The organism is Xanthomonas prunicola (assembly GCF_002846205.1).
GTDB lineage: Bacteria > Pseudomonadota > Gammaproteobacteria > Xanthomonadales > Xanthomonadaceae > Xanthomonas > Xanthomonas prunicola.
This window is the reverse complement of record NZ_PHKV01000006.1, coordinates 1-18,035: the sequence shown is the minus strand read 5'-3', so window position 1 is coordinate 18,035 and position 18,035 is coordinate 1. Positions and strand designations below refer to the sequence as shown.

7 protein-coding genes and 1 pseudogene are annotated in these 18,035 nt (G+C 67.6%); 4 read left to right on the top strand and 4 right to left on the bottom strand.

The annotated features are described in order from the left end of the window. Positions 1-79 precede the first annotated feature (79 nt). Positions 80-730, bottom strand: a pseudogene (locus XpruCFBP8353_RS24370) (penicillin acylase family protein). Positions 731-1,240: 510 nt separating this feature from the next. On the opposite strand from XpruCFBP8353_RS24370, the gene XpruCFBP8353_RS16935 reads away from it, so the two are divergent. Then, entirely contained in the window at positions 1,241-9,910 is an 8,670-nt protein-coding gene (locus tag XpruCFBP8353_RS16935) for a glycoside hydrolase family 94 protein (protein ID WP_101364254.1), read from the top strand. Between the two features lie 187 nt (positions 9,911-10,097). Here XpruCFBP8353_RS16935 and XpruCFBP8353_RS24365 read toward each other — a convergent pair whose 3' ends face one another. Both XpruCFBP8353_RS24365 and XpruCFBP8353_RS24360 read right to left on the bottom strand, forming a co-directional pair. Continuing rightward, complete coding sequence (locus tag XpruCFBP8353_RS24365) at positions 10,098-10,304, bottom strand: hypothetical protein (RefSeq protein WP_243391144.1); 207 nt, start codon at positions 10,302-10,304, stop codon at positions 10,098-10,100. Positions 10,305-10,324: 20 nt separating this feature from the next. Further along, on the bottom strand, positions 10,325-10,591 hold the full coding sequence (locus XpruCFBP8353_RS24360) for a pirin family protein (protein WP_243391143.1): 267 nt from the start codon (positions 10,589-10,591) through the stop codon (positions 10,325-10,327). Positions 10,592-10,930: 339 nt separating this feature from the next. Here XpruCFBP8353_RS24360 and XpruCFBP8353_RS16920 point away from each other — a divergent pair, with 339 nt between their 5' ends. Next, complete coding sequence (locus XpruCFBP8353_RS16920) at positions 10,931-11,275, top strand: hypothetical protein (RefSeq protein ID WP_101364253.1); 345 nt, start codon at positions 10,931-10,933, stop codon at positions 11,273-11,275. 223 nt (positions 11,276-11,498) lie between these two features. Here the strand turns inward: XpruCFBP8353_RS16920 and XpruCFBP8353_RS16915 are convergent, their stop codons facing one another. After that, a complete protein-coding gene (locus tag XpruCFBP8353_RS16915) occupies positions 11,499-12,776 on the bottom strand; it encodes a DNA topoisomerase IB (protein ID WP_101364252.1) in 1,278 nt (425 codons plus the stop codon). A 56-nt stretch (positions 12,777-12,832) separates the two neighbouring features. On the opposite strand from XpruCFBP8353_RS16915, the gene XpruCFBP8353_RS16910 reads away from it, so the two are divergent. Then, positions 12,833-13,213 (top strand): I78 family peptidase inhibitor, encoded by a 381-nt coding sequence (locus tag XpruCFBP8353_RS16910; RefSeq protein ID WP_101364251.1) that lies wholly within the window; start codon positions 12,833-12,835, stop codon positions 13,211-13,213. A 202-nt stretch (positions 13,214-13,415) separates the two neighbouring features. Beyond that, complete coding sequence (gltB, locus tag XpruCFBP8353_RS16905; protein WP_101364250.1) at positions 13,416-17,888, top strand: glutamate synthase large subunit; 4,473 nt, start codon at positions 13,416-13,418, stop codon at positions 17,886-17,888. Positions 17,889-18,035: the final 147 nt, after the last annotated feature.

The window sequence follows — 18,035 nt, the reverse complement described above, 5'->3', positions numbered from 1 at the left end:
CGAACGATGCGCTGCGCAGATACCGCAACGCCCCCAGATACGGCGCCGTGCCGGGCTGACTCCAGACCAAGGCAATGGCCTAGGCGATGTGCTTGTCCGCATCGACATGGATCACTCGCCCATGCCGGGTGAATTGCAGCTCCACCTCAACCGGCCTGCCATCGCGCACGGCAATGGAGTCGCGCTGCGTCCACATCGGCTCCCAGTGGCCTTGATACCACTAGGACGCGTGGTCGGCTGGATTCACACGGTAGACCAAGCGATCTTCCTGGTCGCTGTTGAAGATGGTCAGGCCGAAGGCGCTGGGGCGGTTGTGGCCGATTGCGATCGCCGGCGCGATGGGCTCGCCGGCACCGATGATGTCCCCCCCGGGGCTGGTCAGATGCCCGAAATAGCGCAGGCTGGGCACGGTATCGGCGCGGTGCGGATCGTCCGCCAGCCCCGCATGACCGGTGGCCGATTCATGCGGGGCGATCACCCAGTTGTTGCTGCCTTCTGCAGCGGCTTCTCGGCCGCGAGGCGCGATCCTGGGCGAGGTAGGCCGGCCCGGACGCGTCGGCCAGAGGCCAAGCCTGTTACGGCGCAGCAGATCCAGCTGGAACAGGCGAGCGCGCGCGACATTGAAGCCTTGCACGAAGAACGCGTCGCCATCGGTGCGCGCGTCGCTGTGCGCCACGCCCCAATGATCGACGCGAATCTGCGCCGGCTGCTCCAGCCCGACCACTGTCATGGACGATTGCGACGGCGATGACGCGGCATTGCCATGCCGGCTCAGGCTGATCAGCAGCAGGCACAGCACCACCGGTCTGTCGTGTGGAGCATGGATGACGCCTCGTGACCGCAGAAAGGACGATGCCGCACGTCCGCGCGGTGACACAGACAACCCTTCATCATCCCGCATCGGCGACGTGTGCGCATACAGATTGCAGAAGGCACGACGCATCAAGCGAATCACGCTGGCGGCGCCTACACCTGCGCTGCTGTGTGGGTGCCGTGCATTGCGTTGCATGCATGCACACGCCCGCAGGACTGTCGCGTCGGCTTGATCGCCTGCTGGACGTGCGCATTCGCACGCTGCCAAGCGTCGCATGCGCAGCCATCGACAGACGATATGCCATTGCATCGCGCGTTACGCATGCATCGCCTGCAGCACCTTGGCATGCTGCCTTCACATGCGCGGTAGCGCGAGCGCGCATGATCGTGGTTCTAGCAGCACTGATGCTGCACAGGCAATGTCTCCATGCCGCCAAAGCGGAAAGCGTCTGCGTTCTCTCTCTGGTGGCAATCGATTACCCAACCAGCACCATCGCCGCAGCCGCACCCGGCTCGGGATCCTGCCGTGCCGGGCGCTGCATTGCTCGGCGATGAGCAGATGGAACTGCTGGCGCGCGCGCTGGCAACGACGCATACGCTCTACACCGGCCCGGCACGCGAGCTGCTGTTGTCGGGACTCAAGTCCAACCAACGCGCGCTCGAAAGTGCGGCATCGCGCCTGAACGAGATGGCCGCCGCCGGCGTGCGGCTGCACCCTGCCGGCGAATGGCTGCTGGATAACGATTATCTGGTGCAAGAGCAGATACGCCTTGCGCGCCAGCATCTTCCGCCGGGTTACAGCCGCCAGTTGCCACGCCTGCGCACGCCGAGCTCCATCGGTCTGCCGCGTGTCTACGAGTTGGGTTTGCAGGTCGTGGCGCATGGCGATGGCCGCGTGGATGCGATCACGCTGAGCCGTTTCATCGCGGCCTATCAACAGGTGGCACCGCTCAAGCTCGGCGAACTGTGGGCCGTTCCGATCGTGTTGCGGCTGGCCTTGATCGACAACCTGCGCCGCGTTGCCGACGGCATCATGCACGACGGGCGCGACACGGCTCTGGCTGCGCATTGGGCCGCAGTGCTCAACGCCACGGCCGCCGCGCAGCCCAAGGATGTGGTTGTTGTCGTGGCCGACATGGCACGCTCGCAGCCACCGGCCACCGGTGCGTTCGTCGCCGAACTGACGCGCGGCATCCAGGGCCGCGGCCCGGTGTTGTCGATGGCCAGCGCCTGGGTGGAACAGTGGCTGGCCAGCGAGGGCCACAGCGTCGAAGGAATGGTGCATGCCGAAAGCCAGCGCCAGGCGGCCGACCAGGTCTCGATCGGCAACAGCATCGGCAGCCTGCGCTTTCTGGACGAAATGGATTGGCGCGAGTTCGTCGAAACCATGAGCGTGGTCGAGCAGACCCTGCGCAAGGATCCGGCGGCGGTCTACGCGCGCATGGATTTCCAGACCCGCGACGCGTACCGGCATGTGGTCGAAGACCTGGCCCACCGCATGGAGCGCGACGAACCGGCCGTGGCCGACACCGTGCTGCGATTGAGCACGCACCCGCACTCGGCTGAACAGGTGGCCGCGCACGTGGGCTACTACCTGGTGGATGCGGGATTGCCGCTGTTGCGTGCCGCGTTGCGCGATGCGGACACGCCCGCAGTGCCGACGTCACCGCGCCCGCGCGTGCGCCGGGTTGCGCTGCCGGCATATCTGTTGCCGATCGCGACGATTACGGCGCTGTGGACCGGCGTCTTGCTGCAGTGGGCCAGTGCATTGCCGCCGGCGCTGTGGTGGATCACCGCCGGCATCGCGCTGCTGGCGGCCAGCGAGTTGGGGATCGCCCTGGTCAACTGGGTGGCGACGCTGTGGGTGCGCCCACGTCCGTTGCCACGCATGGACCTGCGCATGGGGATTGCGCCCGATTGCCGCACGCTGGTGGTGATGCCGAGCATGCTGGCCGGTACCGACGCCATCGACGAGCTGGTCGGCGCGCTGGAGGTGCATTACCTGGCCAACCGCGATGCGCAGCTGTATTTCGCCCTGCTCACCGATTTTCTCGATGCGGCGCAGGCGCTGCTGCCAGCGGACATGGCACTGGTGGCGCATGCGGCGCAGCACATCGACCGGCTCAACGCGGCCTATGCCGACGCGCACGGCGATCGGTTCTTCCTGCTGCACCGCGCCCGCCAATGGAACGCGGGCGAAGGCTGCTGGATGGGCGCCGAGCGCAAGCGCGGCAAGCTCGAAGCGCTCAACCGCCTGCTGTGCGCCGAGGATGCGCCGCTGCAGGCAGCCAGCGACTTCCTGCAGGTGCAGGGCGATGTGGCCGTCCTGGTGGGCGTGCGCTATGTGATCACGCTGGACAGCGACACCCATTTGCCCAGAGATGCGGCACGTGCCCTGGTCGGGGCGATGTCGCATCCGTTGAACATGCCGCGCATGGATGCCTCCGGTCAGATCGTGGAAGCCGGCTACGGCATCCTGCAGCCCGGCCTGGGCACCGGCATGAGCGATGGCGGCGAATCGCGCTTTGCGCGCATGTTCGGGATCGAACCGGGCATCGATCCGTACACGCGTGTGGTATCGGACGTGTATCAGGACCTGTTCGGCGAAGGCTCGTTCATCGGCAAGGGCATCTATGCGGTGGCGACCTTCGAACAGGTGCTGGCCGGCCGCTTCCCCGACAACCGCGTGCTCAGCCACGACTTGCTGGAAGGCTGCTATGTGCGCGCCGGGTTGCTCAGCGACGTGCGCCTGTACGAGCGCCATCCGCAACGCTATGCCACCGATGCCAAGCGCCGCGCGCGCTGGGTGCGCGGCGACTGGCAGCTGTTGCCGTGGCTGCTGCCGTGGGTGCCCGATCGCGGCGGCAAGCGCGCGCGCAACCGGTTGTCGTGGTTGTCGCGCGGCAAGCTGCTGGACAACCTGCGCCGCAGCCTGGTGGCGCCGGCCGCATTGGGTCTGTTGTTGATCGGCTGGCTGGGTTCGCCCACCCCTTTGCGCTGGACGCTGTGGCTGCTGGTGCTGTGGCTGCTGCCGGGGCTGTGTTCGGCGCTGTATGCGCTGGCGCATCCGCCCGAAGGCCTGGGGCTGCACCATCACGCACGCCAGGTGGGCATGGCACTGCGTCAGCACCTGCTGCGCACCGGCGTGGTGCTGGCCTGCCTGCCGTTCGAGGCGGGACTGCAGCTGGCCGCCATCGCCCGCACGCTGGTGCGCATGGCGATCACCCATCGCCATCTGTTGCAGTGGGCGCCGTCCAGCGAAGTGGAACGCAGCGCGCGTAGCGGCAATGCCGAGCATCGCCTGATGGCCGGCGCCGCCTGCGGTGCAGCGCTGACGGTCGCGGCGGTGGCGTGGTGGTCGCCATCGGCCTTGTGGGCGGCATTGCCGCTTGGCGTGGCGTGGATGGGCGCGCCCTGGCTGATGGCCTGGCTGGGCGGGCAGCCCGCCGCCCCGGTCGCGCAATTGTCGCAGGAGCAGCGCGCTTTCCTTGGCGGATTGTCGCGGCGCACCTGGGCGTTCTTCGAAACGCATTGCACCGCGCAGCATCATTGGCTGCCGCCGGACAACGTGCAGGAGTATCCGGTCACGGTGGTGGCCAACCGCACCTCGCCGACCAACATCGGGCTGGGCCTGCTGGCCAACCTGGCCGCCTACGATCTGGGCTACCTGACGGTGGCCGGCGTCATGACCCGCGTGGCCGATACGCTGACCACGCTGGAATCGCTGCCGCGCCACCGCGGCCATTTCTACAACTGGTACGACACCGAAACGCTGGCGCCGCTGCTGCCGCGCTATGTCTCCACCGTGGACAGCGGCAATCTGGCCGGACATCTGCTGACGCTGCGGCAGGCGCTGCTGGCGCTGGAGGATGCGCCGGCGGTCTCGATGGCGGTGTTCGACGGGCTGGCCGACACCTTGGGTGTGCTGGCAGCGCAAGCCAGGACACGCCATGCCACCGCCGATGCGCTGGATGCGCTGGAGACGATGTCGCAGGGCGTACAGGGCCTTTGCCGCCAGCCCGCGCCAAGCCTGCCCCAGGCCGACACGGCGCTGCGCCTGCTGTTGGCGCAAAGCCAACGGATTCTGGCGCTGATGCCGGTCAGCGGCGATGACGAGGAACCGTGGCCGCAGCGGCTGGTCAGCAGTTGCAAGGCCGCCTTGGCCGAGTTGGGCCACTGCGCACCGGCGCTGGCCGACACCGCTCCGCACGCGGCGGAGACGACGGGCGCCATGGGCGCCACGCTGCGGCAGCTGGCGGCCGCCGGCCACGCACCGAGCGTGCAGAGCTGGGCCGCCAACCGCGTGCAGGAACTGCACCGGCTTGCGCATCGCGCCGGGCAGCTGGCGCAGATGGATTACGACTTCCTCTACAACCGCGCCCCGCAGTTGCTGTCGATCGGCTACAACGTCGACGACCGTCGCCTGGACAGCGGCCATTACGACCTGCTGGCCTCCGAGGCGCGCCTGGGGATCTTCGTGGCCATTGCCCAGGGCAAGCTGCCGCAGGAGAGCTGGTTCGCGCTCGGGCGCACGCTGACCGATACCGGCACCGAGCCGACGCTGCTGTCGTGGAGCGGCTCGATGTTCGAGTACCTGATGCCCGACCTGGTGATGCCCAGCTATCCGCAGACGCTGCTGAACCGCTCGATGCGCGGCGCGGTGCAGGCGCAGATCCGCTACGGCGCCGCGCGCGATGTGCCGTGGGGCGTGTCCGAATCGGGCTACAACACGGTCGATACGCGGCGCAATTATCAATACCGCGCGTTCGGTGTGCCCGGGCTCGGGCTCAAGCGCGGCCTGGGCCAGGATCTGGTGATCGCCCCGTATGCCAGCGCGATGGCCTTGATGGTCGATCCGGAGGCGGCGTGCCGCAATCTGCAGCAATTGCAGGCACTGGGATTCGGCGGCCGCTTCGGTCTGTACGAGGCGATCGACTACACCCCGTCGCGGGTGCCGCGTGGCGAACAGCACGCCGTGGTCCGTTCGTTCATGTCGCACCATCAGGGCATGGCGCTGCTGGCACTGGATCACGTGTTGCGCGATGCGCCGATGCAACAGCGCTTTGTCGCCGATCCGCAATTCCAGGCCACGCTGCTGCTGTTGCAGGAGCGCGCGCCGCGTGCCGGCGTCTACGTCAAGGGATTGGCCCAGGCCGCAGAGCGCCCGGTTCCCACCGAGGCGGGCATGGCCCTGCGCATCCATCGCGACCCGAATCTGCCGCAGCCGGCGTTGCAACTGCTCTCCAACGGGCGTTACCACGGCATGCTGACCTCGGCCGGTGGCGGCTACAGCCGCGCGCGCGACATGGCGGTCACCCGCTGGCGCGAAGACGGTACCCGCGACCACTGGGGCACCTTCTGCTATCTGCGCGATGTGGACAGCGGCGCGGTGTGGTCGGCCGCGCATCAACCCACCTGCGTGCCGGTGGAGCGCTACGAAGCGATCTTTTCCGACGCCAAAGCCGAGTTCAAGGGCAGCCACCAGCGCTACGACAGCCATCTGGAAATCGCCATCTCCGCCGAGGACGACGTGGAACTGCGCCGGCTGCGCATCCGCAACCGTTCGCGGCAGACGCGGGTCATCGAGATCACCACCTACGCCGAAGTGGTGCTGGCGCCGGCGCAGGCCGACGAAGCGCACCCGGCCTTCAGCAACCTGTTCGTGCAGACCGAGATCCTGGCCGACAAACAGGCGCTGCTCTGCACACGGCGCCCGCGCGGGCATGACGAGGCGCAACCGTGGATGCTGCATCTGGTGGCCGTGCACGATGCCGACGTGGCGACGATTTCGTACGAGACCGATCGCGCCGCCTTCGTCGGGCGCGGGCGCAGCACCCGCAATCCGCTGGCCTTGCACGCGCACGCCAGCCTGTCCGGCGCGGCCGGCTCGGTGCTGGACCCGATCGTGGCGATCCGCTGCCGTATTTCGCTGGCGCCCGATCAGCAGGCGCAGGTGGACATGGTCTACGGCGTCGGGACGCAACGCGAGGCCTGCACCGCGTTGATCGACAAGTACCGCGACCGCCGTCTGGCCGATCGGGTGTTCGATCTGGCGCTGACCCAGAGTCAGGTCACGCGCCGGCAGATCGACGCCTCGCTGGAAGACGCGATGCTCTACGAGCGGCTAGCCGCGCGCGTGCTGTTCGTCGACCCGCAATTGCGCGCCGATAACGAGGTGCTGCTGCACAACCATCGTGGCCAGTCGGCGCTGTGGAGTCATGCCATCTCCGGCGATCTGCCGATCGTGCTGTTGCGCATCACCGACCCGGACAATCTCGACCTGGCGCGCCAGCTGGTGCAGGCGCACGCGTACTGGCGCCTGAAAGGCCTGCGTGCGGATCTGGTGATCTGGAACGAAAGCCAGGCCGGCTATCGCCAACAGTTGCAGGACGCCATCCTGGGCCTGATCGCCGCCGACCCCGAAGCCAATGTGCTCGACCGCCCCGGCGGCATCTTCGTGCGCGCCATCGAACACATTTCGCAGGAAGACCGCGTGCTGCTGCAGACCGTGGCGCGCGCGATCCTCAGCGATGCCAACGGCACGCTGGACGCGCAACTGCAGCGCCACCCCAGCGCACGCGCGCATCCGCCGCTGCTGGAGCCGGTGCAGCAGCTGGACAGCGCCGACGCGTCGGCCAGCACCCACGCCGCCTATCTGGACCGCACCCTGCAGGCCGCCTCCGACGAAGCGCTGCTGTTCGACAACGGCCTGGGCGCGTTCGCCGCCGACGGCCGCGAGTACCGCATCACCCTGGACGAGGGCATGCCCACGCCGGCGCCGTGGTGCAACGTGCTGGCCAATACGCAGTTCGGCAGCGTGGTCAGCGACAGCAGCGCCGGCTACAGCTGGGCCGAGAACGCGCACGAGTTCCGGCTGACGCCGTGGCATAACGACCCGGTCGGCGATAGCTCCGGCGAAGCGTTCTATCTGCGCGACGAAGACACCGGGCAAGTGTGGTCGCCAATGGCGCTGCCGTGCCGCGGCGGCGGTCGCTACACGGTGCGCCACGGCTTCGGCTACAGCGTCTACAGCCATACCGAACACGGCATCGGCAGCGAGTTGTGGGTCTTCGTCGATGCGCAACGGCCGATCAAGTTCAGCCACCTGCGGCTGAAGAACCTGTCCGGGCGTCCACGCCGTCTCAGCGTGACCGGCTATGTGGAATGGGTGCTCGGCGACATCCGCGCACGCTCGCAGCTGCATGTGGTCAGCGAGGTCGACCTGGGCAGCAGCGTGCTGACCGCGCGCAACCCGTACAACACCGAGTTCGACGGGCGCGTGGCGTTCTTCGATGCCGATTCGCCCAGCCGCAGCATCACCGCCGACCGCAGCGAATTCATCGGCCGCAATGGCAGCCTGGCCGCACCGGCCGCGCTCGCCCGGCAGCGGTTGTCCGGGCGTGTGGGGCCCGGCCTGGACCCCTGCGCGGCGATCCAGGTCCCGGTGACGCTGGCGGCCGAGCAGAGCTTTGAAACGGTGTTCCGGCTGGGTGCGGCCAGCAGCCACGACGCGGCGCTGGAGCTGGCGCGCAGCAGCCGCGGCGTGGCCACCGCGCAGGCCGCATTGCTGGCCGTGCGCAGGCACTGGGAACAGGTGCTGGGCAGCGTGCAGGTGCGTACGCCCGACCCTGCCGTGGATCTGCTCGCCAATGGCTGGCTGCTCTACCAGACCATCGCCTGCCGCTTCCTGGCACGCAGCGGCTACTACCAGTCCGGTGGCGCGTTCGGCTTCCGCGATCAGTTGCAAGACAGCATGGCGATGGTGCACGCGCAACCTGCGCTCAGCCGCGCCCATCTGTTGCGTAGTGCCGCGCATCAATTCGTGCAGGGCGATGTGCAGCATTGGTGGCACCCGCCGCAAGACCGTGGCGTGCGCACGCAGTGCTCGGACGACTTCCTGTGGTTGCCGCAGGCGATGTGCCGCTATCTGGACACCACCGCCGACACCGGCGTGCTCGACGAGCTTGTCGGCTTCATCGACGGGCGCGCGCTCAAGCCCGACGAGGAATCGTATTACGACCTGCCGCACCTCACCGGCAACGTGCAGTCGCTGTACGCACATGGCGTGCTCGCCCTGCAGCGCGGCATGGCACGGCTGGGCGAGCGCGGCCTGCCGCTGATCGGCAGCGGCGACTGGAACGACGGCATGAACCGGGTCGGCAAGGACGGCAAGGGCGAAAGCGTCTGGCTGGGCTTCTTCCTCTACGACAACCTGCTGCGCTTTTCGGCCGTGGCCATGCAGCGCGACGATACGACCTTCGCTGCGAGCTGCCGCACGCATGCGCAGGCCTTGCGGGTGGCACTGGAACAGCACGCCTGGGATGGGCAGTGGTACCGGCGCGCCTGGTTCGACGACGGCACCGCGCTGGGCTCGCACCGTTCCGACGAATGCCGCATCGATTCGCTGTCGCAGAGCTGGTCGGTGCTGTCCGGGGCGGTGGACCCGGCGCGCAGCGCGCAGGCGATGGAAGCCATGCACCAGCACCTGGTCGATGCCGATGCGGGCATCGTCAAGCTGCTGATGCCGCCGTTCGATCGCACCGGCCACGACCCGGGCTATATCCGTGGCTACGTGCCCGGCGTGCGCGAGAACGGCGGCCAGTACACGCATGCGGCGGTGTGGGCGGCGATGGCCTTCGCCCACCTCGGCGACAGCGCGCGCGCCTGGCAACTGACCGGAATGATCAACCCGATCCACCACGCCCTGGATGCCGACGCAGCGCAACGTTACAAGGCCGAGCCCTATGTGCTGGCGGCCGATGTCTATGCGGTGGCGCCGCACGCCGGCCGCGGCGGCTGGAGTTGGTACACCGGCGCGGCCGGCTGGATGTACCGGCTGCTGACCGAATCGCTGCTCGGTCTGCAACGGCATGGCAGCCGTATGCACATCGTGCCGTGCATCCCGGCCGACTGGCCTGGGTATCAGCTGCGTTATCGCTTCGGCGCCAGCACCTACGTCATCGACGTCACCCAGCGCCCGGGGAGCGAGGCACGGCTGGAGATCGACGGCGTGGCTCAGGCCGAGCTTGCCTTCACCCTGATCGATGACGGCGCGGTCCACGCTGTTGCCCTGGACTGGCCGGGAGACGCGACATGAGCATGCGCACACGCACCAACCATCAGCTGTCCGACCTGGGCAGAATGTTGTCGGTATGGCCGCAACGGGTACGCGACCCCAGCCAGTTCTGGCCGCAGTTCGATGCCTTGGCCAACCGCATTGTCGACGAGGCGGCCGAGGCGGACCTGCAACGCGTGCAACGTCGCTTGCGGCAGTTGCTGCACCGTCATGGGCTGACGCGCACGCAGGAATCCGCTTCCCACTGGCCGCCATGCACCGCGATCCAGGCCACGCTGTCGCCGGCCGGCGGCACATAGCGCCAGGTCTCGCCGTCGCGCAACTGCACGCTCAGGTAGGTCATGTCGGCCGGTGCCGGGATCTTGCTTTCCAGCGCGCCGTAGCGACCCAGCAGCACACGCACCTGGCCGGCCACCGGCACATCCTCGGCGACAGCTACAGGCTCTGCGCCGGGGCGTTTTCCTCGGCCGCCAGCAGTGCGACCCACAGCTGGCAGCCCTTGGCCGACGCCTGGCCCACCGGCACGCCGGCGTGCCAGACGCCATTGCCGGGACGCATCCATTCCACCCCGCCGGTGGGCAGTGTGTCCTGCTTGCCGGTGCTGTCTTCGTCGCCGACGTCGCCTTCCATCAGGTAGATCAGCGTGGCGATGCCCGGATGCGGATGCATGCCCATCGGTGCCGCTCCTGCGGACGGTTTCACGGTGAACAGGTCCAGGAAGTAGAGAGGCACCCAGTGGTCGACTAGCCGGAAGATTTGTAGTGCAGTCGTCCAAACATTGAAGCAATCCATCCCGCATGACGTCTCCTGCGTTGGCGCGACCGGAACAGCGGCCGCTGCCGCAGCGCCTGCGCTGCAGGTCGCACGGGCAGGAGCGTGGCCTGGGAGCGTCGGCTCGGTGATCCAGATGCTGGGCGCCCGACCACCCATCCAGCACCGGACCGCCCGACGTCGCAGGTGGCGCGCCCAAGCGGACAGCCTTCATGCCATGCCAACAACGGATTCTTCACGCTTGCGCCATTCTTCCGCTGGAGCTCTCCGATGATCCGCACCCTCGCCCCGCTCGCTGCCGTCCTGTTGCTCTCGGCCTGTGCCTCCAACCAGGTGGCGCAGGTGCAACCCATCGACGGCGCGATCTCCGGCCAGTGCCATATCGACAAGGTCCGCGGCACCGTGGGTCTGGCCGCAGCGGCGCAGACGGTGGAGCGTGCACGCGTCGACAGCGACAGCCAGCAGGTCATCGTGCGCCGCGGCGAGCGCGCCACCGGCGGCACGACCGCCAGCGGCCTGGCCGACCCGGCACAGGGCGCCAGCGAAAGCGGCGGCGATCGGCTCACCATCGAAACCGGCCCGCACAACAGCATCACCGCGATTTATTGCGGGTGATGGGTGGAGATTCGGGATTGGGCATTCGGGATTCGGTAAAGCACTGCGGCTTTCCGGTTCCCGGGTCTGCGATTTGGAGTGGCTGACAAGACGTCTCGCGGCGTCGTAGCTGGGTGTGGACGGCAGCCCGGCGTGCGCAGCCATGCCGCACCAAGCAGCGGCCGCGCTCACCTGGGAGCAAGCGCGGTCGTCCTGGCGGCCACACTTACGCTGACTTCCGCTTCTACGCCGACTTCCGCTTCGACGCAGGCGTTGCCTGTGCCTTGAGCTTGCTACGCGATGCGGTCAAGAACTTCAGCGTGGCTGCTTCCCATTGGCGCTCGCCACGCACACCGGTGGCCATCGCCTGGAGCTGGCCCGCACGCCAGCCTTCGAAGACGCACGGGTCGATGTAGGCTTTGCGGCACACCGAGGGCGTGTTGCCCAAGGCGTCGGCCACTTCGCGGATGACATCGTTCTGCACCTGCGTCAGCGCGCGTTCGCTGCTGCGTTCGGGTAACGGCAAGCGCGCTAGCCGCTGCAATGCAGCCAAGGTGCCGCCCCATGTGCGGAAATCCTTGGCAGTGAAGTCCTCGCCCATGGCCTCGCGCAGATAATCGTTGACCTGGCCCGAATCCACCGGCTGCAACTGACCATCGTCGTCGCGGTACTGGAACAAGGATTGCCCGGGCAATTGCTGGCACTGCCGGATCAGTTTGACCAGCTGCTTATCGTCCACTTCGATGTCGTGGTCCTGGCCGCTTTTGCCGCGGAATTTGAGCCGCGCGCGGCCGCCTTTCAGAAATTCCATGTGCCGGTTGCGTAGCGTGGTCAGCCCATACGAGCGATTACTGCGCGCATATTCGGCATTTCCCACGCGCACCAAGGTGTCGGCCAGCAATGCCACCACAATCGCCAACACCTTCTCGCGCGGAAATCCTGGCAGCACCAGGTCGCGACGCAACCGACGCCGCAGTTTGGGCAACGCGGTACCGAAGGCGATCACGCGTTCGAACTTGCCCTCGCCACGCACCTGCGCCCAATCGGGGTGATAGCGGTATTGCTTGCGCCGCCGTGCGTCGCGTCCGGTGGCCTGCAGATGCCCATTGGGCTTGGCACAGATCCACACCTCGGTATACGCCGGCGGAATCGCCAGCGAACGGATGCGTTGCAAGGTGTCGGCATCGCCCACGCGTTGTCCATCGGCATCGCGGTAGCTGAAACTCTTGCCGGCCTTGCGGCGGCTAATACCGGGCTGTTGATCGTTGACGTAAGTGAGCCCTGCCGCGCGCGCGGTGGCCTTGGCCTGCGCCACGGCGGCCGCACTTGCCACCGCGGCCGTGGCGACAGCGGCGCCGGTGGCCACCGCAGCAAGCTTTCCGACACTGCTGGCAGTGGCTGCGGCATTGCGAAGAACACGTTTGGCTTTCATTGCGCAGAGGTCCAATGACTGGCCGCGATTGTTGAGCGCGGCAAGACTAGGCTGCGTCAACGCAGCGACAACGCCATGTGCGCAAGCCATGCCCGTCGCGTGACTTTGTGCTTATGCTTGGGCATCCCCTTTTGCTGGAGTGATCGATGCGCGCTGTTCTGCCTATTGCCCGTCTGACTTGCACCCTGGTTGTGCTGACTGCATTGACGGCCTGCAACAAACCGCAACCCGATGAGCAGGAAGCCGTCACCGCCAAGGCCCAGCACGCGGCCGAACAAGCCGCTGCGCCCGCGCCGGATGCAGCGCCGGAAGCGCCGCCAATCGGTACCTGCGATGCCACCCAGGTGCAATCGCTGGTGGGCCAGCCATTGACCGATGCGGTGAGCGAACAGGCACGCAGCGATGCCGCCGCCAAGTCGGTGCGCGTGCTCAAACCCGGCCAGATGACCACCATGGAATTCAATGGCGAACGGCTCAATCTGGAAGTGGACGCCAAGAACGTGATCACCTCGGTGCGCTGTGGCTGATACGGCATTGGCGCCTGTCGCAAGACCGGCGCCAAGCCTGCTGGTACAAGGGATTGCAGCGGCTCTTGTTGCACCTGTAACGGTGTATTGCGGCACCGCATCAACTGTGGTCTAGTCGATCATCCGGTGACCTCTTCGAACGCTCCACGGATCGAGCGGTGCAACGTCGCCGCCGCTCTCCCAAGATCGCAAAGAGGCAGACATGGCCCCCCGCACTCGCCAAGGGCTCAACGACGACGGTCTCTACAACAGCGCGCGCGACGAACGCGACGCCTGTGGTTTTGGCATGGTTGCGCAGTTGGACGACCAACCTTCCCGCTCGCTGGTGGACACGGCGATTGCGGCGCTCTCGCGCATGACCCATCGCGGCGGTGTCGCCGCCGACGGCCTCACCGGCGATGGCTGCGGGTTGCTGATCCGCAAACCCGATGCATTCCTGCGCGGGCTGGCACGCGATGCAGGCATTACGCTCGGCGCGCGTTACGCGGCCGGCGTGGTGTTCCTGCCGCTGGACGCCGCCGATGCTGCGCGCTGTCGTGCCGAACTGGAAACCCAGTTGCACAACGCCGGCGTGCAGTTCCGCGGCTGGCGCGTGGTTCCCACCGACGACAGTGTCTGCGGCCAGCTGGCACGCGACACCTTGCCGCGCATCGAACAGGTCTTCGTCGATGCCGGCGCCGAGCAGAGCGAAGACGGCTTCACCCTGGCGCTATTCCTGGCGCGCCGCCGCGCCGAGCAGGCGCTGCGCGAGGTGGAAAACTTCTACGTCACCACGCTCTCGCCCAACGGCATCAGCTACAAGGGCATGGTGCTGCCGGACAAGCTGAGCACGTTCTACCCGGACCTGCAGCGCAGCGACCTGTCTTCCAGCGCGATCGTCTTTCACCAGCGCTTTTCCACCAACACGCTGCCGCGCTGGCCGCTGGCGCATCCGTTCCGCCTGCTCGCCCACAACGGCGAGATCAACACCATCGAAGGCAACCGCCGCTGGGCGCAGGCGCGCAGCAAGGTGTGGCAGACCCCGCGCTTCGACATCGCCGAATTCGACCCGGTGATCTCCATGCACGGCTCAGATTCGCAGAGCCTGGACAACATGCTGGAGCTGCTGATCGCCGGTGGCATGGACCTGCTGCAGGCGCTGCGCATCCTGGTGCCGCCGGCGACCCAGTCGCTGGAGTTCAAGGACGCCGACCTGGCCGCGTTCTACGAGTTCTACGGCCTCAACACCGAGCCGTGGGATGGCCCGGCCGGCATCGTCGCCTGCGACGGCCGCTATGCCGCCTGCATGCTCGACCGCAACGGCCTGCGCCCGGCGCGCTGGATGCTGACCTCCGACCGCCATTTCCTGGTGGCCTCCGAGGCGGGCGTGTGGGAGCTGCCCGCCGAGCGCATCACCCGCAAGGGCAAGCTGGGCCCGGGCGAGATGATGGCGATCGATCTCAAGCGCGGCGATCTGCTGGACTCGGACGCCATCGACCGCATCAACCGTGCGCGCGCGCCGTACAAGCAATGGCTGCAGCAGGGCGTGACCTATCTGCAGACCGAACTGATCGACCCCTCGCTGGTGGAAGAACCCTTCAGCGAGCAGACCCTGCGCAGCTACCACAAGCTATTCCAGCTCAGCACCGAGGAAGTGGAGCAGATCCTGCGCCCGCTGGCCGAGACCGAGCAGGAAGCCACCGGCTCGATGGGCGACGACACCCCGATGGCGGTACTCAGCCGCCAGACCCGGCCGTTGTACGACTACTTCCGCCAGGCCTTCGCGCAGGTCACCAACCCGCCGATCGACCCGCTGCGCGAAGGCATCGCGATGTCGCTCACCACCCAGCTCGGCAAGGAGACCAACATCTTCCACGCCGGTGCGGAGACGGTGAACCACGTCATCCTCAACTCGCCGGTGCTCAGCCAGCGCAAGCTGCGCCAGCTGCTGAAGATGGAGCAGTACGTCGAGCGCAACCGGCTGATCGACCTGTCCTACAGCCTGGAAGAAGGCCTCAAGGCCGGGCTGGAACGGATTTGCCAGGAAGTGGAAGCCGCCGCCCGCGCGGGCGCGGTCATGCTGCTGTTGTCCGACCGTTACCCGGTCCCGGACCGGCCGATGGCGCATGCGCTGCTGGCCACCGGCGCGGTGCATCACCACCTGTGCAAGGTGGGCCTGCGCTGCGACGTCAACCTGATCATCGAAACCGGCACCGCGCGCGACGCGCACCACATGGCCTGCCTGCTCGGCTTCGGTGCGACCGCGGTGTACCCGTATCTGGCCTACCAGACCCTGTTCGACCTGGGCCGGCGCGGCATCCTGCAGCTGAGCAAGGGCGGCGAGCAGTCGCAGATCGGCCGCCGCTACCGCAAGGGCATCTATAAAGGCCTGTCCAAGATCATCTCCAAGATGGGCATCTGCACCATCGCCAGCTACCGCGGCGCGCAGTTGTTCGAAATCGTCGGGCTGGACCCGGACGTGGTGGAGCTGTGCTTTGCCGACACGCCCGCGCGCATCGGCGGCGTGAGCCTGTCGCGGCTGGATACCGAAGCACGCGAGCTCACCGCGCGCGCCTGGAACGACCAGCTCAAGCCGGAAGTGGGCGGGCTGCTCAAGTACGTGCACGGCGGCGAGTACCACATGTACAACCCCGACGTGGTCATGACGCTGCAGCGCGCCACCCGCACTGGCGATGCCGGCGACTGGCAGAAGTACGTCGACGCGGTACATTCGCGCCCGGCCTCCACGCTGCGCGATCTGGTCCGGCTCAAGCGCGCCGACACCCCGACCCCGTTGGACGAGGTCGCCCCGGCCGAAGATGTGTTGCGTCGCTTCGACACCGCCGCGATCAGCCTGGGCGCGTTGTCGCCCGAAGCGCACGAAGCGCTGGCCATTGCGATGAACCGCCTGGGCGGGCGCAGTAACTCCGGTGAAGGCGGCGAAGATCCGGCCCGCTACGGCACCGAGAAGCGCTCCAAGATCAAGCAGGTGGCTTCCGGCCGCTTCGGTGTGACCCCGGAATACCTGGTCAACGCCGAAGTGCTGCAGATCAAGGTCGCCCAGGGCGCCAAGCCCGGCGAAGGCGGCCAGTTGCCCGGCCACAAGGTCAACGAACTGATCGCCCGCCTGCGTTACGCCAAGCCGGGCATCGGCCTGATCAGCCCGCCGCCGCACCACGACATCTATTCGATCGAAGACCTGGCCCAGCTGATCTACGACCTCAAGCAGGTCAACCCGACCGCGCTGGTGTCGGTGAAGCTGGTGGCCCACGCCGGCGTCGGCACGATTGCCGCCGGTGTGGTCAAGGCCGGCGCCGACCTGATCACCGTGTCCGGCCACGACGGCGGCACCGGCGCCAGCCCGGTCAGCTCGATCCGCTATGCCGGCGTGCCGTGGGAACTGGGCGTGGCCGAGTCGCACCAGGCGCTGGTGGCCAACGACCTGCGCGAGCGCACCATCCTGCAGACCGACGGTGGCCTGAAAACCGGCCTGGACGTGGTCAAGGCCGCGTTGCTTGGCGCCGACAGCTTCGGCTTCGGCACCGCGCCGATGATCGTGCTGGGCTGCAAGTATTTGCGCATCTGCCACCTCAACAACTGCGCCACCGGCGTGGCCACCCAGGACGAGCGCCTGCGCGCGAACTACTTCACCGGCCTGCCGGAGCGGGTGGAGCATTTCTTCCGCCTGCTGGCCGAGGAAGTGCGGCAGTGGCTGTCCTACCTGGGCGTGCGCTCGCTGGACGAGATCGTCGGCCGCACCGACCTGCTGGAACAGTTGGAAGTCTCCCCGCGCCCAGGCGTCAAGGTCGATCTCTCGCGCCTGCTCACGCATGCCCGATACGACGGCAGCCACTGCGCCGCCCAGCGCCTGTACGAATCGCCGGACAGCCTGGCCACGCAGATGGACGGCTTGCTCGCCGATGCGATCGCCAACAAGACTGGCGGCGACCATCGCTTCCTGATCCACAACACCGACCGCTCGATCGGCGCGCGCCTGTCCGGCGCCATCGCGCGCGTGCACGGCAACCACGGCATGAGCGATGCGCCGTTGAACCTGCGCTTCCGCGGCACCGCCGGGCAGAGCTTCGGCGCGTTCAACGCCGGTGGCCTGCAGCTGGAGCTGGAAGGCGAAGCCAACGACTACGTCGGCAAGGGCATGGCCGGCGGCCGGCTGGTGGTGCGTCCGCCGCGCGGTGCGCGCTTCGAGGCGCGCAGCACGCCGATCGTCGGCAACACCTGCCTGTATGGCGCCACCGGCGGCGAGCTGTTCGCGGCCGGCCGCGCCGGCGAGCGCTTTGCGGTGCGCAACTCCGGTGCGCTGGCGGTGGTGGAAGGCGCAGGCGACCACTGCTGCGAATACATGACCGACGGTGTGGTGCTGGTGCTGGGCAAGGTGGGCCTGAACTTCGGCGCCGGCTTCACCGGCGGGCTGGCCTACGTGCTGGATATCGAACGCGACTTCGTGGACCGCTACAACCACGAACTGATCGACATCCACCGCGTCTCTGCCGAAGGCTTCGAGAACCATCGCCAGCACCTGCACACCCTGATCAGCCGCCACCGCGAGCTGACCGGCAGCATCTGGGCGCAGCAGATCCTGGACGAGTTCCGCGACTACATCGGCAAGTTCTGGCTGGTCAAACCCAAGGCCGCCAGCATCGAGTCGCTGACGGAATCGCTGCGCCGCGCCGCCTGAGTTGTGCCCCCCTCTCCCGCCTACGGGAGAGGGGTCGGGGGTGAGGGCCGGTGGCCCGCAACCCTCGTCACGCCCCTTCGGGGCACCTTCTCCCGCACACGGGAGAAGGACGCCTGCATCGCAAGACTGACAGCCCATCGTCAGCGT

Excerpts from the sequence above, each read along its gene's own strand:
- XpruCFBP8353_RS16935 (WP_101364254.1), top strand. The coding sequence starts at position 1,241 with ATGCCGCCAAAGCGGAAAGCGTCTGCGTTCTCTCTCTGGTGGCAATCG.
- XpruCFBP8353_RS16920 (WP_101364253.1), top strand. The coding sequence starts at position 10,931 with ATGATCCGCACCCTCGCCCCGCTCGCTGCCGTCCTGTTGCTCTCGGCC.
- XpruCFBP8353_RS16915 (WP_101364252.1), bottom strand. The coding sequence starts at position 12,776 with ATGGCTTGCGCACATGGCGTTGTCGCTGCGTTGACGCAGCCTAGTCTT.
- XpruCFBP8353_RS16910 (WP_101364251.1), top strand. The coding sequence starts at position 12,833 with ATGCGCGCTGTTCTGCCTATTGCCCGTCTGACTTGCACCCTGGTTGTG.
- gltB (WP_101364250.1), top strand. The coding sequence starts at position 13,416 with ATGGCCCCCCGCACTCGCCAAGGGCTCAACGACGACGGTCTCTACAAC.